The organism is Phenylobacterium sp. (genome assembly GCF_044236515.1).
Lineage (GTDB): Bacteria > Pseudomonadota > Alphaproteobacteria > Caulobacterales > Caulobacteraceae > Phenylobacterium.
The window spans coordinates 1-11,281 of sequence record NZ_JBIIGK010000093.1 but is presented as its reverse complement, the minus strand read 5'-3'; the positions used below and the strand labels follow the sequence as shown (position 1 = coordinate 11,281).

Here is an 11,281-nt window from a genome sequence, read left to right as displayed (position 1 = left end):
GCTGGATGCTCGGCGGCGTCCTCGACCTCGGCGAGATGACCGTCAGCGAGGTGATGGTCCACCGCAAGGCCATCGCCATGATCGACGCCGACCTGCCGCCGCGCGAGATCATCGCCGCCGCCCTCGACAGCCCCCACACCCGCCTGCCGCTCTATCGCGACGAGCAGGAGAACGTCATCGGCGTGCTGCACGCCAAGGACCTGCTGCGCGCCCTCGCCGCCGTCGACGGCAAGATGGACGCCCTGGACCTGGCGGCGATCATCCGCCCCTGCTGGTTCATCCCCGACACCACCACCCTGAAGGACCAGCTCGCAGCCTTCCTGAAGCGCCAGAACCACTTCGCCATGGTGGTCGACGAGTACGGCGCGCTCGAGGGCCTGATCACCCTCGAGGACATCCTCGAAGAGATCGTCGGCGAAATCGAGGACGAGCATGACGTCGTCGTCGCCGGCGTGCGGCCCGGGCCCGACGGCTCGGTGATCGTGGACGGCTCGGTGACCATCCGCGACCTCAACCGCGCCATGAACTGGTCGCTGCCGGACGAAGAGGCGGTGACCATCGCCGGCCTGCTGATCCACGAGGCCCGGACCATCCCCGACGTCGGCCAGGTGTTCGCCTTCCACCGGCACGAGTTCCGCGTCGTGGCCCGCAAGGGCAACCAGCTCACCGTTCTGCAGGTCTCCGCGCCGGAAGAAGAAGACTCTGGAAACTGATGGAACCCCGGGCGACCGACCGCGTTTAGTAGAGCTTGCCGATCGGGGGATCGTTCAGGACATGTCCACGGCCGACGCCGTCACGGACCCGACACTCAGCCCTTCGACGGATCGCACCCGCGATCTCGAAGCGCGGCTTGCCGCGCTTGAACTGGCTCTAGCCGAGGAGAGCCGTCGGGCCGACGCGCTCAACCGCATCGCCGCCGCCATCGGCGCGGGCGGCGACCTCGAGGGGGTGGTCCAGGCGGTGGTCGACGGCGGGGTCGAGCTGACGGGCGCTCAGTTCGGGGCCTTCTTCTACAACCTCGTCGACGCCGGGGGCGAAAGCTACACCCTCTACGCCCTTTCCGGCGCGCCGCGCTCGGCCTTCGAGCGCTTCCCGATGCCGCGCAACACAGCCCTCTTCCACCCGACCTTCGTCGGAGAAGGCGTCGTGCGCTCGGACGACATCACCAAGGACCCGCGCTACGGCCTTAGCGCGCCCTACCACGGCATGCCCCAGGGCCATCTGCCGGTTTGCAGCTACCTCGCCGCCTCTGTGGTCTCGCACTCGGGCGAGGTGCTCGGCGGCTTGTTCTTCGGCCACTCGCAGCCGGCCCATTTCCCAGCCCGACTGGAGCCCTTGATGGAGGGGCTGGCCGCCCAGGCGGCCGTCGCCATCGACAACGTCCGCCTCAACGCCTCGGCCCGCCGTGACCTCGAGGAGCGCCTGCGCGCCGAAGAGGCGCTCGCCGACAGCCAGGCCCGCCTGGAGCCGGCCCGCGAGCGGCTGCAGTTCGCCCTTGAGTCCGGCCGTCTCGGGTCGTGGGAACTCGACGTCGAGACCCGCGCCTACGACGCTTCCGAGCTCTGCCGCGCCAACTACGGCCGCAAGCCCGACGAGCCGTTCGGCTTCGAAGACCTCGTCGCCTCGATCCATCCGGACGACCGCCCGCGCATGCTCGCGGCCATGGAGACCGCGATCCGCACCGGCGGCGACTACGACATCGAGTACCGGGTCATCCACCCGAGCGGCGAGACCCGCTGGGTCCAGGCGCGCGGCCGCGCCGCCCAGGTCGCCGGGGCCGGGGGCGTGCGCCGCATGGCCGGGGTCTCGCTCGACGTCACCGAGCGCAAGCGCGCCGAGGAGCGTCAGCGCCTGCTGCTGAACGAACTGAACCATCGGGTGAAGAACACCCTGGCCACCGTCCAATCGATCGCCAGCCAGACTCTGCGCTCGGCCGCCGACGCGGCCGCCTTCCGCGCCGCCTTCGAGGCGCGGCTGCTGGCCCTGTCCCAGACCCACAACCTGCTGACCGACGCCGGCTGGGAAGCCGCCAGCCTGATCGACATCCTGCGCCTGGAGATGACTCCCCACGCGGCCGGCAAGCCCGGCGAGGCGCGGTTCCTCATCGACGCCGACCGCGACGTGCGCCTGACGCCGAAGGCCGCCGTCGCCCTCGGCATGGCCTTCCACGAACTCGCGACCAACGCCGTAAAATATGGCGCCCTGTCGACGCCGACCGGTCGTGTCAGCGTTCGTTCACGTGTCATGCTGTCAGATGCCGGCCACCGCTTGATCGTCGAGTGGACCGAGTCCGGCGGACCGCCGGTCACCAAGCCGCACCGGCGCGGCTTCGGCGGTCGACTTCTTGAACAGGGCCTCGCCGGCGAACTGAGAGGCGAGGTCAAGCTTGACTACCGGCCGGAAGGCCTGTTTTGCCGCATCGAACTGCCGATGCAGGGGTTGGAGCCCACCGAATGACCGAGCTTACAGATCTGGGCGGAATGCGCGTTCTCGTCGTCGAGGACGAGATGATGGTCTCGATGCTGATCGAGGACATGCTGACCGACCTCGGCTGCAAGGTCGTGGGCCCGGCCTCGCGGCTGGACGAAGCCGTCGCCGTGGTCGGCGAGGCCGAGATCGATTGCGCGGTGCTCGACGTCAACCTCGGCGGCCAGCCGATCTTCCCACTCGCCGATCTGCTGCGGCAGAAGGGCGTGCCCTTCGCCTTCGCCACCGGCTATGGCGACGCGGGCCTGCGCGACGTCGATCGCGGCTCGCCGGTTCTGCAGAAGCCGTTCCGCGAAGGCGACCTCGCCCGCGTGCTCGGCGAGCTCCGCGCGGCGGTCGGCTAAACCGCTCAGAGGTAGCCGAACGCCCGCGCCTGGGCGTCGATCCACAGCAAGCTCGCCGCTCCAATCAGGACGGCCAGCGCCATCAGAAGTTTCATGGGTCCTCTCCCGTCCCGGTTCTCACCGAGGACGCTGGAGATAGGCGCGCGCCGACAGGCCGGTAGCGGCGGCTTGCGAAATAGAGCTGTGCCTTGACGGAAAGAGCCCTGGCTCTCTCCCCTCAGCCTTCTCCGGGCGCGAACGCCTTCAGCGACAGGGCGTGGATCGGCCCGGCCAGCTCCGCCGATAATGCGCGGTAGACCATCCGCTGCCGCGCCACCTTCGACTGGCCGGCGAAGGCGTCGGCCTCGATCAGGACGTTGAAATGGCTTTCGCCGCCCGGGCGGGCGCCGGCATGGCCGTGGTGGTTGGCGGAGTCGTCCTGGATCTCCAGCCGCGTCGGCTGGAACGCTGCCGTAAGCTTGTCCCGGATGGCTTCGAATATGGCGCCCATCGTCTCGATCTTCAATTCTTGAAGGGGAATATCTTCACCCCATACTTGGCCCATGCCCGGCGCGTTTCAATACAGGCCCAAGTTCAAGGACATCCGGGTCCGCCCCCCCTCCGACGACGGGGCAGACCCAAAGGAGGACGTCCACGCCCTCAAGCCCGGCGAGCGGGCCTGCGACCATCCCGGCTGCCGCCAGGCGGCCACCGCCCGCGCGCCGAAATCGCGCGACATGCTCGACGAGCACTACTGGTTCTGCCAGCCGCACGCGGCGCAGTACAATCGCAACTGGAACTTCTTCTCCGGCATGAGCGAGGGCGAGGTCCGTCGTCGCCAGCAGGAAGAGCTGTTCACCGGCGGTCGCCCGACCTGGGAGATGAAGGCCGGCCGCCATTCACGCGAGGCCGCCGCCTTCTCCGCCAAGTTCGGAAAGAACCAGGGCGGCTACCGCGACCCGTTCAACATCTTCGGCGCGGGCGGCCCCTCGCCGAACCCCCGCCCCGCCCCCGAGCGCCCGATGGGCAAGATCGAGCGCGGCGCCCTCGCCGACCTCGACCTCGACGCCGACGCCGACGGCCCCAAGATCCGCGCCCGCTACACCGAACTGGTCCGCCGCCTTCACCCCGACGCCAACGGCGGCGACCGCGCCGGCGAACACAAGCTCCAGCGCGTCATCAAGGCCTATCAGGCCCTCCGCAAAGCGGGGATGGTGTAGGAGCGCGAACGGCAGGCGTGTCCGAGACGGGTGGGAAGCGGTGATCGGCTTCGAGGCCCGAACTGGACACTCGCCTCATGGCGCGAAAGCCGACGCTCCAAACGTCAGCGGAGGGTGGGAAGCGGACATTCGTCGCTTTCATGTCTGTGTTGAAGCTCAAGCTGCTAGCCGTCTGCGATTAGCTGAGTCAGCATTTCCGGCATGTGGTCACGCTTCCGAAGCACCTCTCTCGCGCTGGCCGCAATCGGCGTCCTGTTTGGTTGCGCGCCTCAGCCCGACACGATTGACCGCTCGAGAATGCCTCGCGGTGTTGGCCTTTGCGTCCGCACGGAAAGCGCATCAGCAGGGACGCCGATTTTGGACGCTGAAATCGTCGTGTCTTCTGGTGATCCTACTTGGGACGAGCAAGTCCGTCAGGACGTGATCGGACAACCCGCGCCGAGCGACTTGCAAGAGTGGTCCACAATGTGGGCCATCGACACAGAAGCGCCTGCCACTCGCCCCAAATTCAGCTGCGACCACCACGGCAGCGACACTGACCCGCACGCGAATGATCGATAGCCGCAGGAGGCACGAGAGCCCAACTGCCCTAGGTCACTTATGGGTGGATTCAGATGTCGCGTCCGGACCGCTAGGGACAATCGCCCCCAACGTAGCAGGCAGTTCCAAGGAGCGCATAGCAGCCGCTGGGAACGGAGAGGGCGAGCAGGACGATTGCGAAGATCGTCTTCGTTCGAGACGGCTGTGGCCAAACGGCAAGCAGGATCGCGGCAACGGTGCTCAGCAGGATCAGCAGCGACAGCCAATAGATCGGATCGCGAAGGGCTAGGAGGGGGTGTGCCATCCTCAAAACGTTGCTCGCGGCCAAGCTTACGTCCAGCCATTCTGCTGAGGTGTCGTGAAGGTCCGCAATGGGTGGTTAGCGGACGTAGGAGGCCGTGATCACGTGCTGGATCATGAACTTCGGTTCCGGGACGGTCGTTACCATCACCAAAACATCGCCTTTTGGGGTCGGAAAGCGCCAGGACGAATTGGTCGCGGTTAGCCCCTGGACCTTCTTGCGGGACACTGGTTGCTCGGTCGCCGCCTGACCTAAAGCTCGGGCAGCCACGTCGGCGACGGCGCGTACGCTATCCTGCACCGACCGCTCATCCGCTTCTGCCACCTCGACGACGCAAAGGCCGGTGGGTTCGTAGTGGACCAGCATCATCGCGCCCGATGCTCGTCCCTGCACGTTCCACAAAGCGTCAGCCTGTACATGCGGCTTGATCCGCTTTTTGGTCGCCTCATCGAACTTGGTGATTTCAAAGCGCTTCGTGTCGACGTCGGGCTGCCTGCCCGCGAACATGCTCAGGCAGAGGCCGGAGAATGCATTCGCAGCGTCCTCAGCCCGCGGGTCAGGGGCGGCAGATGCAGTGCTCGCGAAGAGGCTGGAAGCAACGAGGATCGGGAACAGGCATAATCTCATAGATTCACGCTCTGGTCCCGGTGATGCGGAAGCTTAACTGCAAACCCCGCGGCACGGAAGCAGACGCTCCGGAGGTCGCCTAAGGGGTCGATAGCCGACCTTCACGCTTCCTTCCCGTCTGCGATCGGACAGGAAATTTGCGCGCTCACCCGAACAACATCACCGCCTGCCAGACCGCCAGCGCCACGACCACGCCGCCAACGATCCAGGTCAGCAGCCGCAGCGGCAGCACCTTGGTCATCCAGCCGGCGATCGGCGCCGCCACCACGCCGCCGGCGATCAGCCCAGCCAGCGACCACAGCAGGCCGCCAAGCCCCGTCGTCCCCCAGTGGCCGGTCAACAGCGCCGCCAGGAACGCCGACGACGTCGCCACCGCCACGAACAGCTCGGCGGCGTTGGTGGTGCCGATCGCTTTGCGCGGGTCCGCCCCCGCCCCCATCAGCGTCGAGGTCACCACCGGCCCCCAGCCGCCGCCGCCGATGGCGTCGAAGAAGCCGCCGACCAGGCCGAGCGGCAGCGGCGACTTCCAGGAGAACACCTTCGGCCGCGTGCCCTTCCAGGCCCGCCAGAGGATGATCAGACCCATCAACCCCAGCCAGCCGACCACGAACGGCTTGATCTTCTCGCCGTCGACGCTGGTCAGCACATAGGCCCCGAGGCCGCCGCCGACCACGCCGCCGAGCGTCAGCAGCCGCAGGAGCCGCCAGTCGATGTTGCGGTGATAGAGGTGCGACAGGCCCGACGCCGCGCCGGTGAAGACCTTGGCTGCATGCACGCTGGCCGACGCATTGGCCGGCGAGACGCCGACGCTCAACAGCACGGTGGTCGAGATCACGCCGTAGGCCATGCCGAGCGCGCCATCGACGAGCTGGGCGACGAAGCCGACGGCGGCGAAGAGCCAGAAATCCGGTGTCACGGCGCGCCCGATACTGGAGCTTGGCCACGCCCGCCACTCAAAACGCCGTTTGACACTGTCGGCGCGGCCATCGCCCGTCACGGATACCGGCGCCAGAAACCCTCCAAGCTCTGCCATCTAATCTCTATTTACCTGGTGGGAGATGAAGCTATGGGTGGCGGCTGAATTCGTGGGACCGGTCATGGAAAACTTCGTGCTGTTCGCCTTCGTGGGCTTCCTCGCCCAGTGCGTCGACGGCGCATTGGGCATGGCCTACGGCGTGGTCTCCTCCACTGTCCTGCTGAGCTTCGGCGTGCCGCCTGCGACGGCCTCGGCGAGCGTGCACGCGGCGGAAGTCTTCACCACCGCCGCCTCCGCCGGCTCCCACGCCGCCCATAAGAACGTGAACTGGAAGCTCTTCATCCCGCTGGCTGCCGGCGGCTGCATCGGGGGCGGCCTCGGGGCCTTCGTCCTGACCAGCGTGCCCGGCGACGCCATGAAGCCGTTCATCGCCGCCTACCTTGGTCTGATGGGCCTGGTCATCCTCTGGCGCGCCTTGAAGGGCGCCGGCTCGCGGCAATTTCCGCGCCGTTATTCCGGCCCCCTCGGCTTCTTCGGCGGCTTCGTCGACGCGGTCGGCGGCGGCGGCTGGGGCCCGACCGTCACGACCGCCATGGTCGGCTCCGGGGCCGAGCCGCGCATCAGCATCGGCACCGCCAACGCGGCGGAGTTCTTCGTCACCGCGACGATCTCGGCGGCCTTCCTCGCCGCCCTTCTGTCCGGCCACTGGTCGGAGGCCGACGCCATTTCCAGCCACGCCGGCTCGGTCGCCGGGCTGATCGTCGGCGGCCTGCTGGCCGCGCCGCTGGCCGGCCGGATCGTCAAGATCGCCCCCGTGCGGGTGCTGACCTTCGCGGTCGGCGGCATCGTCGTCGCCCTGTCGGCCTACCAGTTCGGCCGCCTGCTGAAGCTCTTCTAGGCCGCGGTCTTATTGGCTGGATCGCGGACCGCCGCCCGCCGCTCGGACACCACCGCCATCACCGCCGCCGCGGCCAGCACCCCGGCGGCGATCAGGAAGCTCGTCCCGATGAACGGGATCGCCGCCCGCTCGCCCACCGAGATCGAGTAGACGAAGCCGAAGAACAGCGGCGAAAGGACGCCGGCGATCGACGCAAGGCTGTTGATCGCCCCCTGCAACTGGCCCTGTTCGGCCTCGGACACCCGCGCCGTCATCAACGACTGCAGCGTCGGCATGGCCAGACCCCACAAGGCGTTCGGCAGCATGGCGGCCACGAACAGCGCGCCGTTGGTCGCCAGGCCCATGCAGCTGATGCCGACCACTCCGCCGCACAGGCCAAGCAGCATCGTCCGCCGCTCGCCCAGGCGCTTGACCACCGGCCCGGTCATCAGCCCTTGCACGGCCATGTCGAGCAGCCCGACGAAGGCCAGCACGAGGCCGACCTCCAGCGCCGTCCAGCCATAGCGGTGGCCGGCGTAGAGCACGAAGATCGCGGAGAACACGTGGTGGGCGAAGTAGAGCAGGAAATCGACCGTCGCGAGCCCTAGCAGCCCGGTCCCCGACCTCAGCAGGTTCAGCGCCCCGAACGGGTTTGCCCGCGTCCAGGAAAAGGGCGTCCGGTTCGCCTTCGGCAGCGATTCCGGCAGCACCACCAGGCCGTAGACGAAGGCCACCGCGCTCATCGCCGCCGCCGCCCAGAACGGTGCCCGCGGCGAGATCTCGCCCAGCACCCCGCCCAGGAACGGCCCCAGCACGAAGCCGCCGCTGAACGCCGCTCCGACCAGACCATAGGCCCGCGCCCGCCCCGCCGGCTCCGTCACGTCGGCCACATAGGCATAGACCGTCGTGAAGCTCGACGACGTCACCCCGCCGATCAGCCGCCCGATCGCCAGCCACCACAGGTTCGGCGCCAGGGCCATCAGCACCCAGTCGATCGCCATCCCGGCCACCGACACCAGGATGACCGGCCGGCGCCCGAACCGGTCCGAGAGCGAGCCGATCACTGGCGAGGCCAGGAACTGCGCCCCGGCCCACAGGGCGATCAGCAGGCCGTTCCAGACGCCCGCGTTGGCGTCCGAGCCGGCGAATTTCTCGATGAGGGGCGGCAGGACCGGGATCACCAGGCCCATGGCGACGATATCCAGGGCGGCGGTGACCAGGATGAACGCCATCGCGGCGCGACGTTTGCGGAGTGACATGGCCGCGGTACTTAGAGGTCCGCGCCGGCCCCGGCCAGCGTGTATCTCGGTTCCCCTCAACCTGAGGCTGGCGCTTGCTCCCGATCGGCGGCTATTTCCCGGACAAGCTCGATCCGCAGGCCCCGGCGCAGGTCGCGGTCGTCACCCCGTCCCTGATGCGCGCCTCGATCCGCACGGCCCTCGAGAGCGTCTACGCCCAGGACCTTCAGGGCCGCATCCAGCTGGTGATCGGCGCCGACCTCAATCCGACCGATACCGAACACGTCTACGCCGCCCTGGCCGACCGTCCGGACCACGTCTCGGCCGTGGTGCTGACGCTCCCCTACTCGACCTCTCAGCGGCACGGCGGCGTGCATCCCGCCTGGGACGGCGGCGCCCTGCGCACAATCCTCAGCTTCATGGCCAACGCCCGCCACGTCGCCTACCTCGACGACGACAACGTCTGGACAACGGATCACCTGTCGAGCCTGCTGGCTGCGGTCCAGGGCCGTCACTGGGCCTATTCCCTGCGCCTGCTGCTCGACGAGGACACCGGCGATGAGCTCGGCGTCGACCGCTGGGACGCCGTCGGTCCCGGCAAGGGCCGGTTCAAGGACCAGGGCGGCATGGTCGATCCCAACTGTCTGCTGCTCGACAAGGTGCTTTGCGCGCCGGCCCTGTGGCAGTGGTCCGATCCCGGCCCGAAGCTCAAGCGGCTGGAGGCCGACCGCCGCATCGCCGCGACCCTGGCGCGGTTCCCGCACGGCGAGGTCGGCCGCGCGACCGTGCGCTACCGCATCCGGCCGACCAACATCCTGCGCCAGTTCCTTCGCGAGGGGACGGAGTTCTAGGCCTTGGCCCAGGCGGCGACGACGCCACGTTCGGCCAACCCGGCGAACAGCCGCTGCACGTTGATCTGGTTCACCTCGAAGAAGGTCCGCCACTCCGGAACCGCCAGCGACTCCTCGGTGACGATGTAGCCGCCGCGCGTCCGGGCGCAGCGCCCGCGGCTGGCCAGCTCCATCGCGTGGCGGCGCGCCGTCTCGGCCGGCAGGCCCAGCCGCTCGGTCAGCTCGCGCATCGACACCGCGCGCCGCACGGGCGTCGCCGCCGCCACCGGGTCGGGCGCGACCTCGGTGTTCAGCCCCAGCACGCCGAGCAGCAGCACGGTCGAGCTCGCGTCGCCGGCGATCGGCAGCAGATGCTCGGCCGAGCGCAGCAGGTAGTCGGCCAGGATCCGCACCGCCGCCCGCACCGGCGCGCCTTCGTCGGTCTCGTAGGCCGGCTCCGGCAGCGGCTCCAGCAGCCCGGCGGCCGCGAGCTCGGTCCAGAACCGCCGCAGCCGCTCATGCGCGGCCATGATCGAGGCCACGTACTGCGGCGAGGTCAAATAGGCCTCCGGCACGATCACCCCGCCGTCCAGCGAGTGGCAGACGCCGCGCCGCTCCAGGTCGTGCACCCGGCGACGCACCGTCTCGTAGGGCAGGTTCAGCGACGCGGCGATCCGGCTGACGCTCACCGGCCGCCGGTCGACGTCCGGGGCCGCGGCGTCGACTCCGCCGTAGCGCCGCCGCGCGTCGGGGTCCTTGGTCAGCAGGATGACGTTGGCCTGGTTGATGGCCATCACCAGCAGCGCGTCGCGGCTGGCCAGGCCATCGATGCCCAGGGCGAACTGGTCGCACAGGAACGCCAGCGACAGGTTGCCGACCGCCCGGCGGCGGGTTGTCGGATCACGCGGCGACGGCGCGGCCGGCGACGGATCCTGATTCAAGGCGGCGGTATGAGGCATGCCTGCCGCTATTTGCGCCCGCCGCCGCCGGATGACAAACCGATCTTGCCCCAAACCGGCGAGCGACAAGCTGTCGCGGCAAGGCGGCTCTCCCGTGCGGGAGAGCCGCCCCGGCGCCCATCCGCAGACGGACGCCGCGTCTCTCGGAGGCGCGACCAGCGTCGCCGAAAGACCTCGGGGCCCAGCGAAGCGCCGGGCGTTAAGTCAGCTATCCAACATAGCGGATGACCGGGCGATGAACCATGCTGACGCTCGCGCGCGGCAGGCCGGATGCGCTTCCGTGCCGCATGGCGGGCCACGCCGCGCGCCGGTATCGCCTGGACATCGAATTCCTCAGTTTCTTGCGTCCGGGTTCTCAGCCATGAACATGTCTTCGAAGGAAGCCGCCGAGTGGGGCTCGGCCATCCTGGTCTTCGCCTCGGGCGGCATGGCGGGTCATTATGCGGCGCTGGGCATGAGCCCGGTGCAGTGGGCAGGGGCCGCCGCGGCGGTCCTGGGGTCGGTGACGCTGGCGGTGTGCATCCGCGTCTGGCCGTCGCCTGCGAAGGCCAACGCCGAGCAGGACTAAGTCGGCACCAGCGTCCCGGAGAAGGCCCGCCTCGGCGGGCCTTTTTCGTATCCGCCCTACTCCGCCGGCTCCAGCGGCACGAGGATCTCGCCGCCGCCGTCGCGGAACTTGGCCGCCATCTGCGCCATGCCGGCGTCGACCTCGTTCTGCTGCCGCGCCGCCTCGCGGATGTCCTGGCTGATCTTCATCGAGCAGAACTTGGGGCCGCACATCGAGCAGAAGTGCGCCGTCTTGAACGCCTCCTTCGGCAGGCTCTCGTCGTGATAGGCGCGGGCCGTCTCGGGATCGAGGCCCAGGTTGAACTGGTCCTCCCAGCGGAACTCGAACCGCGCCCG

13 protein-coding genes are annotated in these 11,281 nt (G+C 68.8%); 7 read left to right on the top strand and 6 right to left on the bottom strand.

Translation table 11 applies throughout. The features are described from left to right. From ACILRF_RS10530 to ACILRF_RS10520, 3 genes are all read left to right on the top strand, one after another. Positions 1–713: transporter associated domain-containing protein (locus ACILRF_RS10530; RefSeq protein ID WP_395672631.1), on the top strand; the 713-nt coding region annotated here is incomplete at its 5' end. Between the two features lie 61 nt (positions 714–774). Then, the gene (locus tag ACILRF_RS10525; protein ID WP_395672629.1) at positions 775–2,457 is read left to right on the top strand and encodes an HWE histidine kinase domain-containing protein; all 1,683 of its coding nucleotides are present in this window, start codon (positions 775–777) and stop codon (positions 2,455–2,457) included. Then, on the top strand, positions 2,454–2,831 hold the full coding sequence (locus ACILRF_RS10520; protein ID WP_395672627.1) for a response regulator: 378 nt from the start codon (positions 2,454–2,456) through the stop codon (positions 2,829–2,831). The genes ACILRF_RS10525 and ACILRF_RS10520 overlap by 4 nt, the downstream gene beginning before the upstream one ends. A 217-nt stretch (positions 2,832–3,048) precedes the next feature. On the opposite strand, the gene ACILRF_RS10515 is transcribed toward ACILRF_RS10520, so the two are convergent. Then, a complete protein-coding gene (locus tag ACILRF_RS10515; RefSeq protein ID WP_395672625.1) occupies positions 3,049–3,321 on the bottom strand; it encodes a BolA family protein in 273 nt (90 codons plus the stop codon). Between the two features lie 52 nt (positions 3,322–3,373). Between ACILRF_RS10515 and ACILRF_RS10510 the strand changes: the two genes are divergently transcribed. Beyond that, positions 3,374–4,030, top strand: coding sequence for a J domain-containing protein (locus ACILRF_RS10510; protein ID WP_395672624.1), 657 nt, complete (start codon positions 3,374–3,376; stop codon positions 4,028–4,030). A gap of 919 nt (positions 4,031–4,949) precedes the next feature. Here the strand turns inward: ACILRF_RS10510 and ACILRF_RS10505 are convergent. Together ACILRF_RS10505 and ACILRF_RS10500 are read right to left on the bottom strand one after the other, a co-directional pair. Continuing rightward, positions 4,950–5,498: an NMCC_0638 family (lipo)protein gene (locus ACILRF_RS10505; protein WP_395672622.1), complete on the bottom strand. Its 549-nt coding sequence runs from the start codon at positions 5,496–5,498 to the stop codon at positions 4,950–4,952. A gap of 145 nt (positions 5,499–5,643) precedes the next feature. Next, positions 5,644–6,414 (bottom strand): sulfite exporter TauE/SafE family protein, encoded by a 771-nt coding sequence (locus ACILRF_RS10500; RefSeq protein ID WP_395672620.1) that lies wholly within the window; start codon positions 6,412–6,414, stop codon positions 5,644–5,646. A gap of 154 nt (positions 6,415–6,568) precedes the next feature. Here ACILRF_RS10500 and ACILRF_RS10495 point away from each other — a divergent pair, with 154 nt between their 5' ends. Beyond that, entirely contained in the window at positions 6,569–7,372 is an 804-nt protein-coding gene (locus tag ACILRF_RS10495; protein WP_395672618.1) for a sulfite exporter TauE/SafE family protein, read from the top strand. Here ACILRF_RS10495 and ACILRF_RS10490 read toward each other — a convergent pair. Next, positions 7,369–8,610 (bottom strand): TCR/Tet family MFS transporter, encoded by a 1,242-nt coding sequence (locus ACILRF_RS10490; protein ID WP_395672616.1) that lies wholly within the window; start codon positions 8,608–8,610, stop codon positions 7,369–7,371. The genes ACILRF_RS10495 and ACILRF_RS10490 overlap by 4 nt on opposite strands. Before the next feature lie 74 nt (positions 8,611–8,684). On the opposite strand from ACILRF_RS10490, the gene ACILRF_RS10485 reads away from it, so the two are divergent. Then, on the top strand, positions 8,685–9,440 hold the full coding sequence (locus ACILRF_RS10485; protein WP_395672614.1) for a hypothetical protein: 756 nt from the start codon (positions 8,685–8,687) through the stop codon (positions 9,438–9,440). On the opposite strand, the gene ACILRF_RS10480 is transcribed toward ACILRF_RS10485, so the two are convergent. After that, positions 9,437–10,378, bottom strand: a complete 942-nt coding sequence (locus ACILRF_RS10480; RefSeq protein WP_395672612.1) for a hypothetical protein — start codon at positions 10,376–10,378, stop codon at positions 9,437–9,439. The two genes, ACILRF_RS10485 and ACILRF_RS10480, sit on opposite strands and share 4 nt — an antisense overlap. A 361-nt stretch (positions 10,379–10,739) precedes the next feature. Here ACILRF_RS10480 and ACILRF_RS10475 point away from each other — a divergent pair, with 361 nt between their 5' ends. Beyond that, the gene (locus tag ACILRF_RS10475; RefSeq protein WP_395672610.1) at positions 10,740–10,946 is read left to right on the top strand and encodes a hypothetical protein; all 207 of its coding nucleotides are present in this window, start codon (positions 10,740–10,742) and stop codon (positions 10,944–10,946) included. Positions 10,947–11,002: 56 nt separating this feature from the next. On the opposite strand, the gene ACILRF_RS10470 is transcribed toward ACILRF_RS10475, so the two are convergent. Continuing rightward, positions 11,003–11,281, bottom strand: a 279-nt coding sequence (locus ACILRF_RS10470) for a phosphomethylpyrimidine synthase ThiC (RefSeq protein WP_395672608.1), incomplete at its 5' end; no start/stop codon positions are given.